The following is an 18,583-nucleotide window of genomic DNA, read 5'->3' on the forward strand; positions in this document are numbered from 1 at the left end:
GAGCTAACTTACCAATGGCATGTTTTCCGGGGAGCAGGTCAGAGCCGTTCTTGTGTGCGCCACTCACCGCTGGCCCCCGCTGCACATATAGCAAGGAGGGGTGGGCGGCCGATAATCGTGAAATCCGGTATTTCGGTCTAGTTGGTAGCCGCACGTGCGATAGGTCGGTTGGGACGCTCACCTAGAATCAGTGGCGTGCCAACCGAACTCTTCCGGATAATCCAGGCAGTCAGCATCGGGCCCCCTAGCCCGCAGACCAGCCCCGCAAAAAACTGCAGCCACGCTCCGCCGCCTGCCGCGCTCACACCTATCCGGGATCCCACTACAAAGAAGATATGAAGGAGATAGATCGGAAACGACTCCGCTCCGATCCGCTTCAAAGTGGGCGATGTCGGTCCTGCCCCGATGATCAATAGCCCGCCGCAAAGCCCCATACCGAAACGGGCGGATTGAGCGAGTAAGTCGCTACGCAGCGAGAACCAACTGTACCAGCCATGTACTATCGCTGATAGTATCAGGCCCGCCACTAACACGCGCAACAATGGTTTTTTGTCAGGGTAACGGGTGATTAGCATTCCCGACAGGAAATAGGGAAGAAGAAAGACAAATCCCCAAAACGAGAAAAAGTCTATGCCGGAAGTGTGAGGTTCAAGGGGCACTAAGACAGAGATTAGTAAAATGGTTGCTCGCGGTCGTGTGCGTATAAACGGGTCCGCGAAAGCCATAAAGACGAATACTAAGAATATCGCTTGAAGGAACCAGAATATTGCGTATGAACGTAAGTAAATAGACGGTAATCGCAGAATAGCGCCGGAGAGCGGCTCTACTCCAATCGCAACTTGCGCGGAGTAGAATACCGTGCTGACGGTTAGCAGCGGAAGAAGTATCCGACGAACCTTTCCCGTCAAAAAGTTTATCTCGGATCCACGTCTGACCGGACGCATCGCATATACACAACCAGAGATCATCGCGAATAACGGCATACGAAGTGGAGATAAAAACGCGAGGAGCTGGTGGATTTCGGATCCGGCCCTCAATCGTAAGCCATCGGTGGAGTCTCCTCCTATGACATGGAATACGACGAGCAGCACGCAAGCGATTGCACGTGCCCCCTGCAGATCGTGGCGAAGAGGTGGTGCTCTGTCGCTCATTCGTACTCCTCAATCTAGAGGCGAGCGCCGCAAAAACCGCGGCAGTACTAACCGCGGGAAGGTCTCACGTAGAAGCCTTGCAGGCAATCGCCTTGTCTGGGTTCTGCCCGATTTGTTGGGCTTATTTTTAAGCAGAACTGCATTCGTGACGTCACTACCTCGTGGTCGGGATTATCGGTGCTTTCCGCGCCTCCGAATGACTGCGCTATCACGAAGGCGGACTGCGTTCGCAGACCCACTTCTTCTACCTAGAGCCGTCCTGCTTCGGCTACGCTCGGTATGACTGCGCCTCGACACTGGGACGATCCTGGCCATCGTATGGGGCCGCAGAAGGCTGGCAGGCATATGTGCTGCGGTGAGTGCGAGCGCCGCAAGCACTCTCAGGAGCCTATTTCGCAACCCTAGCCGCTGCAAAGCGTTGTTTCTCTATATCTCTTTAAAAGAGAAGCAGGAGAGAGGTAATGTCTAGTACCAAAAGGACCGCGGCCCCGCGCTTCCGATTTGGTAGCGCCCTGTCGGGTGCAAGTGCCACGGCGGGGAATCCCGCAGACACGATTACAGGCGCCGTTACGGCAGCACTTTTCGGTCTGTTCTTGTGGCTAGTGATCTTAAAGATCGTTTGATCGGCGTGTGGTCTGCGCTTGCTTCGCGAGAGAACGAGCAGGGTCAATGCTGTAAGAGACGACGAGCCCCACTTTCATAACCCGTAGCGTATCCCAAGCATCGCTACGAAGTTGTTGAAGCCAATCGTCGGGTCGCTTGAACTGCGCGAACGATAGCGGATATCGCCATCTATCGTTATTTTACGACTGAGGAGGTAACGCGCGCTCGCACCGGTTTCGAATTCTTGGCTTTGACGCGCGAACCGCAGTAGGTCTGCTGCATCAGCTCCCTCGGTCACGTCCGATGGCTGAATATCGGCGTAACGTACGTCAGCCGACACTATCAGGTTGCGCAGCAGTTCGTGATCAACACGTACTGCGACCTCGCTGCGTAAGTTGCCCGCAGCTAACGGCGTCACCGTTTCATCCAACGTCCGAGATGCACGGGCAGTTACGGATGTGAGCGGCGTGAAGTTGTACAATAGATTGCCGGAGAACGACAATCCCTGAATGTCTCTTAAGCGTGAATCGGCAAAATCCTGCCGTAGATAGCCAATCTGCCCCATGAAGAAGAGCAATGCCGATACCTGCCGATTATACCCTAATTCAATCCGGTAACCCGACGAGGTGCGATCAAAACGGGTCAGTGGATCAAAATTCGGATCGCCCGGTCTTTGATCGTACAAGCGACGATTGTACGTCCCTGCCAGGTATAATTGCGAACTGCCCGTGCGGCTGAAACCCACTCGGGCAGTGCCCTGATAGATATTGAAGTTGCGGAAACTGTAATCGATCCCGGTTCCGTCGGGCGCCGTGCCGCTATTGTAAGAAGCACGACGAACTCGCCCGGAGAGACCAAACCGAAGTGATCCCAAAGCCTTTTCCGCTCCTACCTGACTCTCCACGGACGTGAAGCGTACGGGCGTTGGTGCCAGAGTGAAGCTGCCGAGATTGCGACGATCTTCTGCGCGGCGGACAAGATTGAAGTCCGAGGTTAGCTGCAGCGTCGGATCTGGCCGAATACGTACCGACCCACGGGCAAATCCGTCATCCGAGTTCTCGCTGCCCTGGTCCATGTAGCGCTCGAGATTGGCAGAAACCTCGAGCTCGGCTGTTGCGATCGGCGATTTCTGCTGCACCACCAAGCTCGGTGATAGCGTCAGGATAGCGTCACGCTGTTGGTTGACCTCCTGAGCGTAGATGTTGTCATCTAGCGCCACGTTGAAGCCGACCGACGGCTTGAGCGTTATCGATCCCAGACGGATGCCGAGCGCGTCATAGTCGTCGCGCGAACGGCCGGCTACCGATACGCGCTGAACGTCTTCCTGCGCCTGGACAGGCGTAGGTAGCAGCGGGCTGCTGCTAAGCAGTGCCAGCAGTAGCCACCGGCTGCGGTCAGTTCGTGTAATAGCCACGGAACTTCTTGGCATAGCCATAAACGTCTCCGTCTCCGGTGCTAGCATAGCGGTTGATGTCGACTTGGGTCAGTGCCAGGCCAGTGATCTTGGCACCTCCATCGACCAGCATGTCAGCCATGGCTTCGATCGCGCGTAGTGACGTATGCTTCCACCGAGTGAGGAGCAGCACGCGATCTGCAAGCATGGCGACAACCCGGGTTTCGGCTACACCCAAGACCGGTGCGGTATCGACGATGATGACGTCATAGTGTTCACGAAGCTCGGCGAACATTGCGCTCACCCGGGCTTCCACCAGAGGATTTAGCGCGTTGGTTGGCGGTTCGACCGTGCCAAGCACGTGGAGACCGCTGGCATCGTCGACAAAAACCGCCTGTTCCAATGGTGTGTCACCAGCAAGATAACGGTATAGATCGGGCTGGTCGGGATAACGAAGCAATTCGCTGGCACCGCGACGGCGCAGATCCGCATCAACCAGAAGCGTCCGGGCACCTTCCATAGCCGTAGCGCGGGCCAGGCAAACGGCAGTGGTTGTTTTGCCTTCGCGAGGCAGTGCGGAAGTAATCGCGATCACGCGCGCTCGCGATCCGGCGCTCAGGGTGAGGAAGGTTCGTATCGAGCGGAATGCTTCGGCAAACAACGAATGGGGGTGGTTGACGATGTAATCGTGCGGCTCATCGCGTGTCCGCGCTTTGCCTAGCGCTGACTTCAGGGTTGGGACCGCTCCAGCGTAGCGCAGGCGCAGTCGACGCTCTACGTCGCGCTTGGTTTGCACGCCGCGACGCAGGTATTCGGCCGCACCAATGCCGGCCAAACCAAGCGCCAGTGCTCCGACGACACCGGCGAGCGCCAGCAGGCGTAAATTGGGTGACACGGGTAGCTCAGGCACCTCCGCCCGAACCGCAATGGTTGCGTCCGGTTGTTCCGCACCCTGCAGCGCGCCAACCTCCCGCATGCGAGCAAGGAAGTTCTCGTAAATGGTCTCGGCCGCTTTTGCTCGAACAAGCAGCGCATTGAGCCCGGCCTGTGCGCGGCCATTTGCCGCCAGCGCGCCAGCAGCCCCGCCGCGGCTGCCCGATAGGGACGCGACACGCGACTGCGCCGTCGCGACTTCGGCGCGAAGGCTGGAGAGCACGCGATCGATTTCCTGCTGGATCGACGAGCGGATCTCGAGAAGGCGATTTTCAAGCTGGCGACGTTGGGGGTGAAGTGGACCATAGCGAGCCGTGACCGCGGCCAGCTCGGCAGCCGTGGTCGCTTCCTGCGAACGCAAGCCTCCAATGGTGCCTGAACCCAGCGCTGCGCCGACATCCGCGCCTCCACCGCCGCGCGTCAGCTGTTGCTGTGCTGCGGCCAGCCGGCCCCGCTTTTCGGCCAAATCAGCTTGCGCGATGGCGAGCTGCTGATTGAGTTGAGAAACTTCTTGTTCTGCCATGGTGCCGCCATTGGCACTCACCAGATTGTTGCGGACCCGGTACTGGTCGACAGCGGCTTGGGCAGCAAGTGCATCACGTTGCAATTCGGCCAAGCGTGTTTGAAGGAAGCGGCCGGTTTCAGACGATGAATTCGTCTTTACGTCGACTTGAGCCTGGATATATTGTTCAGCGAACAAATTGGCGGTTGCGGCAACAAATTCCGGGTCTTCCCCCTGCGCCGTGATGTCGATGACCAATGTGGTTCCATCGCGTGTAACCGTCATCAGGTTCAGCATGCGCGAAGCAAGATCCGCCCGTTTCTCTTCAGTCCATGTGCCGCCATCTGGCGGAGGGGACTGACGAGCATAAGCCGTTGCGGCACGAGCAGCGATGTACTCAGAGCCGATCAATCTGATCTGGGTGTCAATGATCTCGGCATTCGCCGCGGCGGCTTGCGGCTCGTCGACAGTGGTGGTTCGAACGGGGCTGGCTGACGGTTTGATCAGCACGCTGGACGATGCCTCGTACAGTGGTGTCCGCGTTAGCGCCCAGCCGGCAGTGAGGCCTAGTACCAGCACGACTATGGCGAGGAACAACTTCAAATTGCGGCGGAATACCTGCCACATCAAACCCGGATCGGGTAGAAACGGAACCCGACTGGCTTCCGGCGAGAGCTTCTCTACTTCCGGGTCGCGCGACGCGCCCGGCATTTCCTGATGCATCGTGCTCACCGCCATGCCCCGTTCCTCGCTTGGCGCCAGATCCGCGTGTAACCGCCCCACCTTCTGCCAGCGTTGTAGAGGCGTAGCAGACACCGGCAAATCAAGCCAACATCATCCCGTCGCCTCATCCTGTCGCGCCAACCGCTCCGCAAGGCGAAAAGCTAGAGCGATAAGTGTCGTTGTGGGATTGATGTGTCCTCCGGTGGGAAAAACCGCACCGCTGCAGACAAAAAGATTATTGGTTCCATGTACTCGCAGATCGGAATCGACCACGCTGTCGGCAGCCGTGCGGCCCATGCGTGCGCCGCCCAGATGATGGAGGCTGTCGAGCAGGATGCCTGGCGGCAAGCGCTCATCGATTACTCCGGGATCGAGCATGACACGTCCCAGCCCTGCATCAGCTATCCATCGTGCAACCTGCTGGGCGAACAGCCGCACCGTTCGGCGCTCCAAGGAACCGATCTGCCAATCTATGCGCGCACGGGGGTTGCCGTGGCAGTCAAGATGATTGGAGAGGGTAATCTGGCTTCTGGGATCAGGCGCCTGTTCGGCGTCCACGACGAGGCTGATGCGCGGATCGTACAGCCTGGGCTCGCGTCCTAGCACGTACCGGAGCGCCTTCTCGGTCCAGCGCTGCGGGGGGTCGCACCGAACACGATGGTAGCGGAAGTAGCCAACAACGTTGCCTGCCTCCGCTTCGGCTCGCCAGGCAGGAAGCGTGCCGATCCCCATCTCCTCATAGTTCGAATGCGGTCGACGAAAGCGATTAAAGGAGGCCTGAAGCTTGTCGGCCTGCACTGGTGTTGCTTCCACTTGCGCCGCTACGACTCGAAGATGCTGCATGAAGCCGCGACCGAGCCAAGGCTGCACCTGTGCGAGTAGCGAAGGCGTTGTGCGCGCTAGCAGAAGCAAGAGCCGAACGCTTTCGATGGTCCCAGACGCCAGTACGAACTGTCGTGCTTCGAGCCGCAGCGACCGCCCGGTGCGATCCACCAGCCGCGCCGCTGATACTCTTCCCCCCTCACCTTCAAGACCGACGCAGTCGCATTCCAGAAGACACCGGACCGTTGAAGATGCTGCTGTCTGATTCCAGAAAGCATCGCCGAAATGAAGATGCTCGTCGCGTCCCGTGGGGGCAAACGACCAACGGTAGCCGCACAGCGCCGCATCACCGGCAAAGCTAGCGGAAAGCTGCTCAATGCGTTGGTCTCGCCGGACCGGCGACGCATTCAGCCCGATTATCTGCGCCGCCTGCTCGACAAAGCTGTCCAATGCGTCCGGCGCAATTGGCCAGCCGCTGTTGGCAATGGAGGGATGAGGCGCAAAATCCTCAGGATCGAGGAGGCCGCATCGACCTGTCCATAAGGCAGTGGCTCCACCAAAGGTGCGCACGCGTACGGTTTCGGCGTCCATCGGCTCGCCCGCGATCTCGGCCGCGAAGCACTGGTCGCGTTTGAGATCAATGCCCTCCCCGCCGCTTTCGATCAGAAGCACTTCATGTCCCGCCCTCGCCAAGGCGTTCGCAATGCACAGCCCGGCTGGCCCTGCCCCGATCACTGCCACATCGCTCGACAGCATATCGGTATCCAGCAGGTGCGCCTGGAGGATCATTGGCCAGCTAGCGAGAAATCGGCTGGGTCGAACAAGAGCCGGAGCGGCGGTGGCTGATATTCTGCTGCGCGCTTGTCTGCCAGCACCGCGCCGAATACGGGGATGACATCACGTGGATGGCGGGCCAATTTGGCAATGGCGCGCATGGCACCGATCTGCGCCTTGTCGTCGAGGAGCGCACGATGACGAGCTTTCACGTCAAGCGCGCGGGCGTGAGCTTTTAGGGCGCGGAAAGCCTCCGATTGGGCCGGTACCAAGGGTTGTAGCGCACGCGACCCTCGTGCCAATGCGATCAGGTCACTGGTCGCGTGCCGTCCGCTCAACGACCCTGGCCGCTCGACCGCGACATAGCCACAATGTTGCGCGATCAGGAATCGCGCACCACGCGCCATGGCTTCGGTGTAGAGCAGGAAATCCTCGCCGAGCCGCACATCCTCGGCATATAACAGACCCTGTCGGTTCAGCAGGGCGCGCGATATGATCGGTTTGAGAAAGCCCAGTTCGCTGCGCCGCTGATCGCGACGAGAGATGTTGCGGTGGACAAATTCAGCCAGCCCCAATCGTCGGACGGCGCGCCCCTTTGGTATGATCTGCTGCAGGTGTGAAAGGTCGGGCACATCTGGGACAAACGCGATATTGTCGGCGATGATGTCCCAGTCGCGTACGGCAAGCAGCGGGTCGAGGCGCCCCGGAAGGAACAGATCATCGGCGTCGAGAATCGCGACATAAGGGCGCGTGGCCTCGCGAAGCGCCCTGTTTCGCGCAGCAGATGGACCACGATTGACGGGCTGACGCAGCACCGAGAGGCGGCCGCTGCCGTCATCCGCAGAGGCCGCCACGCTCATGGTTTCATCGGGAGATGCGTCGTCCACCACGATGACCTCACCTACCTGCCGGTCGGCGAGCGCGGATCGTACAGCGTCGGCTACGGTACCCATTGCACGATAAGCGGCGATGATGACCGTGACGGGTGCGTTGCGCATGGCCGTTTCCCCCTTCGGGACGACACATAAGCGCCGCACCGTTCGTCATGTCTTGTTGCGCTGCACGCAGAATGGCAAGAGCGGTGAAGCGCTACGGTGCGGCAACGATGCTTGCAGATCGTCGGGAGCAATCGATGAAGGTCGGATATATCGTTCACGACCTCAACGATGGCGCTGTGCTGCGGCGGGTGCGGATGCTGCAGGCCGGTGGGACAAAGGTGCGGCTGGCGGGCTTCTTTCGAGGAGACAAGGTCGGGCCGAACGCGGAAGCGTTCGATCCGGTGGTGCTGGGGCGGACAGAAGATGCCGCGCTGACGAAACGCGCCGTAGCCGTTATCGGCCATGCAGCCCGTCCGGGTCGCCTTGCTGTGGCGTTTCGAGACGTCGATATCGTGATCGCTCGGAATCTCGAGTCACTTGGTATCGCACGCGCGATGGTTGGCAGCCGCCCCTTGGTTTACGAGTGTCTCGATATCCATCGCAGCCTGACAGGCACTGGCTTCGCCTCGCGCGTGGTACAACGCGTGGAAGCGGCACTGCTGCCACGTGTGGATCTTCTGCTGACGTCCTCGCCCGCATTTTGCCGCGCGTATTTCGATCAGCGGCCGCAGCTCACCGCACCAACGATGCTGGTCGAAAACAAGCTGCTGGTGCTCGGCAGCTCAATGCCTGTGCCCGCACCGCCGCCCCCTGCCCCGCCCTTTGTGATTGGCTGGTTCGGCATGCTTCGCTGTCGGCGAACGCTGACCGAATTGTCGTCGCTTGCCAGCCGTATGGCTGGGCGCGTTCAGGTGCTGATTGCAGGCAAGCCGTCTTTGGCCGAATTTCCGGATTGGAACCGTCAGGTGACGCAGGTTCCGCACCTCTCCTATGTCGGACCCTATACCGCGGCCGACCTGCCCCAGCTCTATTCCCGATGTCATTTTGCCTGGACCATCGATTGGTTTGAAGAGGGATTGAACAGTAGCTGGCTGCTCCCCAACCGACTGTATGAGGCGCAAGCGTTCGGGGTGGTGCCGATCGTGGATGCAGGAGTGGAGGTTGGCCGCTGGCTGGCCGATGCCGGCACCGGTCTGCGGCTGACGGACGGAACGGACGAACTGACGCGTGTGCTGACCCGACTGGACGCTTGTACATACGCCTCCTTGCGTGCGGCAGTAGCGGCCCTGCCGCAGGAACAACTGATCGCAACGCACGAGGATGCGAACGCACTGGTCACCAGGTTGGCAGAGCTTCGCCGCTCATGACCCTGATCGTTGTCATTCCTGTGCTGAATGAAGCAGCACATTTGCCGCGCTTGCTTGAGCAATTCGTCGCGGATCCAGTGGTCGACCGTATCGTCGTTGCCGATGGTGGTAGTACTGACGGTAGTCGCGAGATCGTGACCGCTTGGGCAGCGCATGATACCCGTATCGTGCTGCTCGCCAACCCGGATCGCATCCAGAGCGCCGGCATCAATCGTGCGGTGGCGATTCACGGCGGTGCGCACCGGTGGTTGCTACGGGTCGATGCGCATTGCCGTTATCCGGATGGCTATGCCAGACGGCTTCTTGCGGCAGCAGAAACGAAGAACGCGACCTCGGTGGTGGTGCCTTTGGTTACCACTGGTTCTGGCTGCTTCCAGCGTGCTGCTGCGGCCGCGCAGAATAGTGCAATCGGCACGGGTGGCTCAGCTCACCGCCACCTTGGTCAGGGCCGGTTTGTCGACCATGGTCACCACGCGCTGATGAACCTTGCGCTGTTTCGCCAAGTCGGCGGCTATTGCGCAGCGATGCACTGCAACGAGGATGCCGAACTTGACCACCGGCTCGTTGCCGCTGGTGGACGCATCTGGCTGGAACCCGGCGCTGCGGTTGGCTACTTTCCGCGCTCCACGCCGAAGGGACTTTGGCGCCAGTATCGCCGTTATGGTGAAGGCAGAGCCCGAAACATCGCACGTCATCGCATGCGGCTAAAGCCGCGGCAGGCCATTCCGTTGTTGGTGCCGATCGCACTGGCGCTGCTGCCTTTGGCCTTTCTGAGTCCATTGCTCGCTCTTCCGGCGCTGTTTTGGGCGACGGCAGTAGGAGGCGCCGGCATAGCGGTCGGCCTACGCACCGGCGGTGGATGTGCCCTCTTCTCCGGCATCGCGGCGATGATCATGCACGCGGCTTGGGGTTTCGGTTATATCAAGGAACGGCTCACCCATCCGGGCGGCGTGCCGGCACGTCACGGACTTGGTAAGCTTGGCAGGGAGACAAGTTGATGAAACTGATCTTCGTCACTGGAGCCTCCCACCTTCCGCAAAGCATGGGCGGCGTTCAGTCCAGCACGGATTCTATCATCACCACGCTTGCTGGCATGGGACACACCGGCGCGGTTGCCTGCGCTTTATGGGGTGAGGGCAAGATGGCGCTGAGCGGTCGCTTCCAAATGAAGCTGACACGTCAGCCGTTCGCGCGCGACCGAACCAATGGTTATTGCAGCTATCGCGCCTGGGACATTCTGGCTGCGCTTCCCGCAATTGTACGTGCATATCAACCAGATGTCGCGATCGTACAGCACGTGAACACGATGCCTCTCGCCCAAGCGCTGATTGCAGCGAAAGTTCCTTCAGTTCTGTACTTTCGGAATGCGGAGTTTCCCGATCTAAAAGGTGATTTGCGCGACCTGCCGGATCATGTGCGCTATATCGCAAACTCGCGCTTCACCGCATCTGCATACGCTCAGAAATATGGCGTCTCTTCCGCGGTGATCCCACCGCTGATCCGGGCTGAGAACTACCGCACGAGTGCCGCTGGCAAGGCGGTGGTGATGATAAACCCGCATCCGATCAAGGGCGTCGAAGTTGCGCTTGCGGTAGCGGAGCTCTGTCCCGACATTCCGTTTCGATTCGTCCAAAGCTGGGGATTGCTTCCGGAGCATCAGGCCCGGATGACGGCGGCATTGGAGCAGTTGCCCAATATCACCGTGCTTCCCGCAACGCGGGACATGAAGGCCATTTACGCCCAAGCGCGGCTGGTACTTGCCCCGAGCCAGTATGAGGAAGCTTGGGGGCGCATCGCCAGCGAAGCGCACGTGAGCGGTATTCCAGTGGTCGGATCGGATCGCGGCGGTCTTCCTGAGGCGATCGGCCCCGGCGGGGTGGCTTTGCCCGCGAACGCGCCCGCAAGCGAATGGGCGGCGACAGTGCGCCGTATCTGGTCCGACGACGCGTTTCACGCCGCGCTGTCACGCCAAGCTCTGCACTATGCGGAGCGTGAGGAAATGCAGCCGGAGGGACAAGCTCGCCTGCTCCTCGACACGGCACAGCAGGCGATCGATGCGTTCCACGCTGCAGGGGTGCCGGCATGATGCCTGTGGCGGCTTGCTGACGCAGAGTGGCAGAGCGATTGGTTGATGCCGCGGCTGCCAGGCCAGGCATGGAATGTGAGAAGCCCGGAGGCACCTATCTCTGACCGCGTCGCCATCAGTTTCGACCCACCTGCCGGTTCGCTTCGCAGCTCGGCGGCACGCGGTGCCGTAGCGACCGGGGCAGGCCAGGCGGTCAAAATGGGCTGTCAACTCGTGTCGGTGCTGGTGCTATCCCGGCTGCTCACACCTGATGACTTTGGCTTGGTTATCATGTGTGCGCCCGTCATCACCTTTTTGGGCATGTTCCAAAGCTTGGGCCTGGTGCAGGCCACCGTGCAGCGACCCAGCATCGATCATGCCCGGGTCAACTTCCTGTTCTGGATCAATGTCGCTGCGAGTGTGGCTATCTCGGCGTTGCTGGTTCTGAGCGCGCCGCTGGTCGCGGACTTCTACAACGAGCCCAGGGTTGGACCGCTGATTGCGGCCATGGCAATCCCCATGCTGCTGACCGGTGCCAGTTCGCAGCACAGTGCACTCCTGACCCGGCGAATGCGCTTCGGCCAACTCGCGTCCCTGGACGCGTTCAGCGCGGCCACTACCCTCATCGGAAGCATCGCCTGCGCGTTGGTTCAGCCTAGCTACTGGGCATTGTTCGGCGGAACGCTTATCGGTGCGGGGCTGACCACAGCGGCGACGTGGATTGCGTCGGGTTGGCGGCCAAGCCTGCCGCGATCGGTGCCGGACGGCTGGGAGATGCTCAACTTCGGCGCTGGCATCACCGGTTTCAGCTTCGCCAACTTTTTCGCTCGCAACCTCGATAACATTTTGATCGGCCGCTACTGGGGCGGTGTGCAGCTCGGTTTGTACGATCGTGCGTACAAGTTGCTGTTGTTCCCCTTGACGCAGATCGCCAACCCACTGTCACGGGTCATGGTCCCTGCTCTGTCGCGCATGGCTTCCGAGCCGGACCGCTATCGCGCCGCCTATATACAGGTGATCCGGCTCACTTTGTTGGCCACATTACCAGGCGTGGCCTGGGGCACAGCCATGGCTGGCAGCCTCATTCCTCTCGCACTCGGGCCGCAATGGGCGGGGAGCGCGCCGATCTTTGCCGCGCTGGGTTTTGCCGGCCTCGTACAACCATTGAACAACCCCGCAGGATGGCTGTTCATCAGCCAAGGGCGATCGCGCGATTATATGATCTGGGGCATTTGGACCGCTGGCTTCGCAACTGCAGCTTTTGGCATCGGAATCTTCTATGGCGCCATTGGCGTGGCGATGGCTTACTCGGCTAGCGAGTACCTGAAGACGCCCCTTCTGTGGCATTACGTCGGAAGGAAAGGACCGGTACGTTCAAGCCATATCGTGCGGGAAGCCGGTCCATTACTTCTGGGCGCGCACGTGGCGATCGCCGTCGTATGGCTGCTGCGTGACGAATTTGTCGGTGCACCAGTGGTCGCTCTGGCTCAAGGGCTGCTGCTGTCCTACGCAGTATCAATCGCCTTTGTAGCAATATTTAGAAGCGGTCGCGGGTCAATCAAGGATGCCACCAATCTGGTGTGGCGAAGCATCAGAAGTCTACGGATGGCTACTGTCTAATACTCTTAAAAGGAGGACGTGATGCAATATCGCTCCATCGCGGACATGAACGACGCCATTGTCCGAAATCTGTACAAGCTGCCGTCAGGGATCGATCTTGTTGTCGGTGTCCCCCGTAGTGGGTTACTGGCAGCAAATCTTCTAAGCTTGGTCGCTAATATTCCGCTCACGGATCTGGACTCCTTCCTCGATGGGCGGATGTACTCGTCTGGAACGTCGTCAAAGCGTGCGGCGCGTTTGGACCGCGGCTTTGGCGAGATGCGACGCATTCTGGTGCTCGACGATAGCATCAAGAGCGGAGATGCGATGCGGCGTGCGCGAGAACGCATAGCGAAGGCGGGAATAGAGGCCGAGCTTATCTTCGCCGCCATATATGGCTTGGAGTCTAGCCATCCAGACGTCGACGTTATCTTCGAGAAAGTCGAAAATCCGCGCCTTTTTCAATGGAACTTCATGCACCATGTGGTTCTGGAGAAGGCTTGTGTCGATATCGACGGTGTCTTGTGTCGAGATCCCACAAAACAGGAGAATGACGACGGCGAAGCGTATCGGCGCTTTATCGCCGAAGCGGTGCCGCTTCTGACTACATCTCGAAAAATCGGCTGGTTGGTTACGAGCAGATTGGAAAAGTATAGAGGCTTGACCGAAGAATGGCTAAGGCGCCAGGGCATACAGTATGGGGAGTTGGTCATGCTCGACCTGCCAAGCAAGGAGGAAAGGCAGCGTCAACGGGCACATGGCAGCTTCAAGGCGGAGTTCTATAAGAGATCGACTGGCACGCTGTTTATCGAAAGCGAGCACCGGCAGGCTGAGACGATTGCTCAAATTTCAGGAAAGCCGGTTCTTTGCGTTGAGACGCACCAGGTCTACTTGCCGGATCCGATGACTCCGGCCGCAATGCAACAGCAGTTCCGTAACTTGCCAAGTCGATTCAAGCAGACCCGCCGCTCCACCGGTGCTGCCTTCAAAGGCATGGCTCGAGACGTACTTGGGGATCGCGCTTTTATGGCTTTGAAAGCCATCATGCGTCCCCAATCCTGATGCTGCAATAATCAGAAGGTGAGCATATGGAGCCGAAGGATCAGACTCCAGAAGTCAGCGTCATCATACCGGTTTGGAACAGCGAAAAAAGTATCGTAAAAACGCTTGAGATGCTTTCCACCCAGACTGTGTCTCAGGAAAGATTCGAAGTCATTGTGGTAGATAACGGGTCCACGGACGCCACTGCCAAGGTGGTAGGAAAGTTTCCTTTCGCTAAACTTCTCTCAGAACCAGTTGCGAGCTCTTATCGTGCCCGCAATCGGGGTCTCGCAGCCGCAAAAGGCGACTTCGTTCTTTTCACTGATGGTGATTGCGTCCCTGCAGCTGATTGGGTGGAGCAGGCGATGGCTGCTGTCCGGCGCGTGCCGGATGCCGGGATCTATGCTGGTGAGATCGCATTGTTTCGCGAGCTGGGGGCCCGACCTGTTGCAGCTTGTTACGAGGAGCTTACGGCCTTTAATCAAAGCCATAATGCGCAAGTTGGCCATTGCGTCACCGCAAACTGGCTCTGCAGGCGCGCAGACCTGCTGGCGATCGGCGGGTTCGATTCGGAGCTGCTTTCCGGTGGGGACAGGGAGTGTTCCCGGCGCATGGTGGCGAGTGGTCATCGGGTCGTCCACATCCCGGAAATGATCGTCAGACATCCTACGCGGGCAACTCTTGGGGAGCTCATGCGCAAGCGACGCCGTGTCGTGGGTGGTCGCTGGATCATCAACAACATGGCCAAGGCGGGCACTCTTAAAGGGCTTTGGCAAATGGCCAAAGAAGCCGCGGGGCAGAGTCGTTGGATGGCCAGGGCGAATGTGGACCCAAAACTTCGAGCGGGCGTGATTGGCGCAACGGCAATACTGATGCTTGTCTCTCAAGCGGAAATTTTGCGCTTGTCGGTAGGGCGGCCGCCATACCGGTCCTGAGGCACGGCCGAAGATTTACTCACTCCCATCCTGACGAGGGAAAGTATTTGGTCGGTTGAGCCGTCTTGCCAAGGTGATGCACCGGCAACACCTTTCGAAGCGGGTCATTTGTCCATCGACCCGCGTCGATTGTGGCCCCGGCGTCGCTCAGTATAGCGCTGCGTGCTCGGCATCGGCGGCCGGACGTGCTTGGCAGCGAGCTGCTCCGGGTCGTGTAGCTGAATGCTGCGCCACGTAGCACCGCCCCCCGCCCCCCCGGCATCAGCCTGTCGGCGCCATACGCCCGGCGGCGCTCGGTGTCCTGCTAGTCACCGGAACGTCCGGCCGGATCAGATTATCGGAATGTTGGAAGTCAGCTGAGCAAATCTTGTGCAAAGACACGCACGGACGGACCGATGTCTTCTCGCTCCAAGGCTAGGGCCAAATTGGCTTTAACGTACCCCGCCTTATCGCCGCAATCAAAGCGCTCGCCATTGAAGGTGTATCCGTGGAAGGGCTGCTTGCCAATCAGTTGCGCCATGGCGTCGGTTAGTTGTATCTCGCCTCCAGATCCTTTCACCGGATTGTCAAGAATCTTCATCACCTCTGGTTGTAGTATGTAGCGGCCGGGCGTCATAAGGTTTGACTTCGCGGTACCACTCTCCGGTTTCTCTACTACCTCCAGAACCTCGGTCAAAGGACCATCAACTCTGCCAGGAGTGATGATACCGTACTTGCTGGTCTCCTCGGGGGTGACTTCGAGTGCCCCGATTAAATTGCCACCGACGTGCTGGTATGCTTCGACCATTTGCGCGAGAAATCCCGGTTCTCCGACCATCAGTTCGTCCGGCAGCAGCACCGCAAAGGGCTCGTCGCCGACGATCTCGCGCGCGCACCATACTGCGTGCCCCAATCCGAGTGGTTCCTGCTGGCGCACATAGACAGGCGAGCCGGGCTTCTGCCGAATGTTCTCGATGGCGGCCAGGCTCTTGCCCCGCGCCCGCATCGTCGCTTCGAGTTCAAAGGAAATATCGAAATGATCCTCAAGCGCGCCTTTGCCGCGCCCTGTGACGAAGATGATCTGCTCGATCCCAGCCTCCAGCGCCTCCTCGACCGCATACTGGATGAGCGGCTTGTCGACGACCGTCAGCATCTCCTTGGGCATTGCTTTGGTCGCTGGCAAGAACCGTGTTCCGAGCCCGGCAACAGGAAAAACGGCCTTGCGCAGCGGCTTGTATGACATGCGACGTCCTTCTGTTAGCTGATACGATGGCGGTATTTTTCGTCTTATAGAAGGCGAATGTTACAAGAATTGCCTGCTTCTTGAGGTATACGCCATTGCACGCCATGCCAAGCGAACGGTCGCCCAACCCGGATGGACGACCGGGCTCATCCCGGTGGTCAATTACGCTGCCACATCCGCAGGCTGCGAATTACCATATCACCGGAACCGTCTGAGTAGTTGCCACTCGTCTTCACAGCAACATTCATGATCGGGTAGAAGGTGGCGTTGAACTTGTTGACGGCCTGGAACACCTCAACGCCATCGACGAACCACGTGATGTAATCAGGCTGGATGTCCACCGCATAGCTATGAAAATCAGTCGTTAGGGTCGGTTTGATGCCGTAGATTGACGCAACATCTTCGCTGTAGCCGCGTGCATAGAGGCGGGTTCCGTTCGGCCCACCGTGGATCGTTCCGCTCGCCATTCGAGCGGGGTCGAATGACGCATTGCTGTTGAACCCTTCATAAACGTCGATTTCGGGCGGCCATCCCTGAACGCCAACCAGCCACAACGCCGGCCAAGAACCGCGTCGGTCCGGCATTTTCGCCTGCCATTCAATCTGGCCGTAGCGGATGTGGGTTTCCGGGTTTTTGAGGCCGGTCAGCGCCACCGCGCCATACTTGTACGCTCCTGCACCAGCGCCGTTGCCAAGGCCGGCATAGCTGATCGCATTGTTCAGCCGCTGGCTGTGAAGCACCAGATGTCCGTTCTCGATGCGGATTGGAGCCTCCGCCGATCGATGCTCCTCCGGATCAAGATATAGCCCCGTTTCGGCATTCGCGGGCTGAGCACGGCCATGAGCCAGTGCGGTGCGCCAGACCCCGGCGCCGCCGTCCGCCGACCATTTCACCGCGTTGATGTTAAGCGCATAGCTTGGTGGGCCGGCAGGGGCAAAGGTGCGGGGTGCGCGCCCCTTCCAGGCGATCGCGTTGTTCACCGCGCCTTTCACTGCAGTCAATGTGATGGATTGGGTGCCCCGTTTTGCACCTGAAGGCACGGACGGCACATAGGCACGAAAATGGCCACCTTCCTTCGCCTTTTTGATCGGTACCGCGACGGTTTGTTCCAGCGGATCGCCCGGGCGGAAGATCACCGTTTGTTTGGTGGTGGTGTAATGGCCGCCCGAATACATATAGTTCGTGCCGCTACCATTTTTGGTGAATATGCGCGCGATTACCGTGGTGGGGGGAGCGGACGTCAGGTAAACGCGGATATGCGCTTGCTTGGCAGATGGATCAAAACTGACATTGTCCATCATCAATGCCGGCTGAGGGGCATAGGTGATGTCTTGGGTTGCGGGGGCGTTACCACCGCTGTTCGTTCCGGTCCCGACCGGGGCTGAAGCGGTCAGCGCCGGATTGTCAATCACTACGGCTGAGGACGGCTCATCGGGAATGGGCGCCTCGTCCGAGCCCGGATCGGGTTCTACTGGTTCATCGGCCGGTATGATCGGTGCGCTAATAGCGGAGTCCAGGCCCGCACTAGCGAGTTGGTCGACACCATCAGAACCACAGGCGGACAGGGTGAAGGCAAACAGGATAGAGGTCGTCTTCAACGTGGAAGGCGAAAACATTTAGCTGGTCTCCGGGGTTGATCCCGGGCGTTCCAGATAAGAACGGAGCCTTAAGAACTGATTTCGATCAGGAGCCAGTTACGCCGTCCTGCCGCGTTCGGTCGCGATGATTGCTGCTTCCTGGCCGTCGACACATAGCGCGGTCAACACGCCGGTACGATAGGCGCCCGTGTCGATCCCGATGCGATTGCGAAGGATCTGTGGAGTGGGAACAATGGTGTGGCCGTGTACGACAACTGCTCCATGATAAGTTCGATTGCTCAGAAACGGCTCACGAATCCATAGAAGATCGTCTCGCCCTTGCCGCGCGAGCGGCACGCGTGGTCGCACGCCAGCGTGACAGAAGAAGAAGTCGCCGGACCGTTGAAACGTCGGGCGTTGTTCAATCCAGTCCAGCAGGTCAGGTCCGATCTGGTTGTAAAGTCGACGGGCGAAAGGCGCGCCGAACGCTTCCTCGTCCGGTGGTTCAATGCCAAAGCTGTGCAAGGTGGCGTTGCCTCCAAAGGCAAGCCAAGTGCGTTGTGCCGCGTCCACGCCTGCTACGCTGTCAAGCAAGGCGGCTTCGTGGTTGCCAAGCAGCACCTCCATCACTTCGTCGTTCTGCTGTTGCGAGAGCATCAACGCATGCAGCAGCTTGCGGGAGTCCGGGCCGCGATCAATCACGTCGCCAAGCAGCAGCAGTCGAATGCGCCGCCCGGCCCGAAATCGCGCGACGTCTTCAGCGATCAATTCTAACAACTCGGACAGCAGGTCGTAGCAACCATGGATGTCCCCAATGGCGTAGACACATTCGCCTGGCGCCGTTTGCGGCGGCCTGCGCCAGCGGCGCGCGGGTATGGCGACCGAGGTTGCGGGCACATCGGTATGGTAGATGCGGCAGACCCGATCGCAAGTCGTTTCATCGTTATCGTGCCCGGATGAGCTGCCCCCTTCTGAGTGGTCCATCGACTATGACAGTC

The 18,583-nt window shown here is 59.4% G+C and carries 14 protein-coding genes; 6 read left to right on the forward strand and 8 right to left on the reverse strand.

Annotated features, from left to right (window positions below; genetic code table 11):
* Positions 1–137 precede the first annotated feature (137 nt).
* The 5 genes from L8F96_RS18650 to L8F96_RS18020 all read right to left on the reverse strand — a co-directional run bounded on the left by L8F96_RS18650 (position 138) and on the right by L8F96_RS18020 (position 7,899).
* Positions 138–1,151: an acyltransferase family protein gene (locus L8F96_RS18650; RefSeq protein ID WP_417159008.1), complete on the reverse strand. Its 1,014-nt coding sequence runs from the start codon at positions 1,149–1,151 to the stop codon at positions 138–140.
* A 697-nt stretch (positions 1,152–1,848) separates the two neighbouring features.
* A complete protein-coding gene (locus L8F96_RS18005; protein ID WP_334656936.1) occupies positions 1,849–3,168 on the reverse strand; it encodes an outer membrane beta-barrel protein in 1,320 nt (439 codons plus the stop codon).
* Positions 3,149–5,320: a GumC family protein gene (locus L8F96_RS18010; protein WP_334656937.1), complete on the reverse strand. Its 2,172-nt coding sequence runs from the start codon at positions 5,318–5,320 to the stop codon at positions 3,149–3,151. The genes L8F96_RS18005 and L8F96_RS18010 overlap by 20 nt, the downstream gene beginning before the upstream one ends.
* A 96-nt stretch (positions 5,321–5,416) precedes the next feature.
* On the reverse strand, positions 5,417–6,916 hold the full coding sequence (locus tag L8F96_RS18015; RefSeq protein WP_334656938.1) for a GMC oxidoreductase: 1,500 nt from the start codon (positions 6,914–6,916) through the stop codon (positions 5,417–5,419).
* Positions 6,913–7,899, reverse strand: a complete 987-nt coding sequence (locus L8F96_RS18020) for a glycosyltransferase family 2 protein (protein WP_334656939.1) — start codon at positions 7,897–7,899, stop codon at positions 6,913–6,915. Before L8F96_RS18020 ends, L8F96_RS18015 begins: the two co-directional genes overlap by 4 nt.
* Positions 7,900–7,982: 83 nt before the next feature.
* On the opposite strand from L8F96_RS18020, the gene L8F96_RS18025 reads away from it, so the two are divergent.
* The 6 genes from L8F96_RS18025 to L8F96_RS18050 are packed head-to-tail and all read left to right on the forward strand — an operon-like array spanning position 7,983 to position 14,786.
* Entirely contained in the window at positions 7,983–9,146 is a 1,164-nt protein-coding gene (locus L8F96_RS18025) for a glycosyltransferase family protein (protein ID WP_334656940.1), read from the forward strand.
* The gene (locus tag L8F96_RS18030) at positions 9,143–10,144 is read left to right on the forward strand and encodes a glycosyltransferase family 2 protein (RefSeq protein ID WP_334656941.1); all 1,002 of its coding nucleotides are present in this window, start codon (positions 9,143–9,145) and stop codon (positions 10,142–10,144) included. The genes L8F96_RS18025 and L8F96_RS18030 overlap by 4 nt, the downstream gene beginning before the upstream one ends.
* Positions 10,144–11,232 (forward strand): glycosyltransferase, encoded by a 1,089-nt coding sequence (locus L8F96_RS18035; protein WP_334656942.1) that lies wholly within the window; start codon positions 10,144–10,146, stop codon positions 11,230–11,232. Before L8F96_RS18030 ends, L8F96_RS18035 begins: the two co-directional genes overlap by 1 nt.
* 45 nt (positions 11,233–11,277) lie before the next feature.
* The gene (locus L8F96_RS18040) at positions 11,278–12,831 is read left to right on the forward strand and encodes a lipopolysaccharide biosynthesis protein (protein WP_334656943.1); all 1,554 of its coding nucleotides are present in this window, start codon (positions 11,278–11,280) and stop codon (positions 12,829–12,831) included.
* 21 nt (positions 12,832–12,852) lie between these two features.
* Positions 12,853–13,872: a phosphoribosyltransferase family protein gene (locus L8F96_RS18045; protein WP_334656944.1), complete on the forward strand. Its 1,020-nt coding sequence runs from the start codon at positions 12,853–12,855 to the stop codon at positions 13,870–13,872.
* 26 nt (positions 13,873–13,898) lie between these two features.
* Entirely contained in the window at positions 13,899–14,786 is an 888-nt protein-coding gene (locus tag L8F96_RS18050; protein WP_334656945.1) for a glycosyltransferase family 2 protein, read from the forward strand.
* 352 nt (positions 14,787–15,138) lie between these two features.
* Here the strand turns inward: L8F96_RS18050 and galU are convergent, their stop codons facing one another.
* The 3 genes from galU to L8F96_RS18065 form a co-directional block, all read right to left on the reverse strand.
* Positions 15,139–16,008: a UTP--glucose-1-phosphate uridylyltransferase GalU gene (gene galU / locus L8F96_RS18055; RefSeq protein WP_334656946.1), complete on the reverse strand. Its 870-nt coding sequence runs from the start codon at positions 16,006–16,008 to the stop codon at positions 15,139–15,141.
* Between the two features lie 158 nt (positions 16,009–16,166).
* Positions 16,167–17,624 (reverse strand): glycoside hydrolase family 16 protein, encoded by a 1,458-nt coding sequence (locus L8F96_RS18060; protein ID WP_334656947.1) that lies wholly within the window; start codon positions 17,622–17,624, stop codon positions 16,167–16,169.
* Between the two features lie 78 nt (positions 17,625–17,702).
* Complete coding sequence (locus L8F96_RS18065) at positions 17,703–18,569, reverse strand: metallophosphoesterase family protein (RefSeq protein ID WP_334656948.1); 867 nt, start codon at positions 18,567–18,569, stop codon at positions 17,703–17,705.
* Positions 18,570–18,583 lie beyond the last annotated feature (14 nt).

The sequence above is a fragment of the Sphingomonas panaciterrae genome (assembly GCF_036890205.1).
Taxonomy (GTDB): domain Bacteria; phylum Pseudomonadota; class Alphaproteobacteria; order Sphingomonadales; family Sphingomonadaceae; genus Sphingomonas; species Sphingomonas panaciterrae.

What these genes read in the sequence shown, in the direction of transcription:
- L8F96_RS18650 (WP_417159008.1), bottom strand. Translation starts at nt 1,151, where the DNA reads ATGAGCGACAGAGCACCACCTCTTCGCCACGATCTGCAGGGGGCACGT.
- L8F96_RS18010 (WP_334656937.1), bottom strand. Translation starts at nt 5,320, where the DNA reads ATGGCGGTGAGCACGATGCATCAGGAAATGCCGGGCGCGTCGCGCGAC.
- L8F96_RS18015 (WP_334656938.1), bottom strand. Translation starts at nt 6,916, where the DNA reads ATGATCCTCCAGGCGCACCTGCTGGATACCGATATGCTGTCGAGCGAT.
- L8F96_RS18020 (WP_334656939.1), bottom strand. Translation starts at nt 7,899, where the DNA reads ATGCGCAACGCACCCGTCACGGTCATCATCGCCGCTTATCGTGCAATG.
- L8F96_RS18030 (WP_334656941.1), top strand. Translation starts at nt 9,143, where the DNA reads ATGACCCTGATCGTTGTCATTCCTGTGCTGAATGAAGCAGCACATTTG.
- L8F96_RS18035 (WP_334656942.1), top strand. Translation starts at nt 10,144, where the DNA reads ATGAAACTGATCTTCGTCACTGGAGCCTCCCACCTTCCGCAAAGCATG.
- L8F96_RS18040 (WP_334656943.1), top strand. Translation starts at nt 11,278, where the DNA reads ATGCCGCGGCTGCCAGGCCAGGCATGGAATGTGAGAAGCCCGGAGGCA.
- L8F96_RS18045 (WP_334656944.1), top strand. Translation starts at nt 12,853, where the DNA reads ATGCAATATCGCTCCATCGCGGACATGAACGACGCCATTGTCCGAAAT.
- L8F96_RS18050 (WP_334656945.1), top strand. Translation starts at nt 13,899, where the DNA reads ATGGAGCCGAAGGATCAGACTCCAGAAGTCAGCGTCATCATACCGGTT.
- galU (WP_334656946.1), bottom strand. Translation starts at nt 16,008, where the DNA reads ATGTCATACAAGCCGCTGCGCAAGGCCGTTTTTCCTGTTGCCGGGCTC.
- L8F96_RS18060 (WP_334656947.1), bottom strand. Translation starts at nt 17,624, where the DNA reads ATGTTTTCGCCTTCCACGTTGAAGACGACCTCTATCCTGTTTGCCTTC.
- L8F96_RS18065 (WP_334656948.1), bottom strand. Translation starts at nt 18,569, where the DNA reads ATGGACCACTCAGAAGGGGGCAGCTCATCCGGGCACGATAACGATGAA.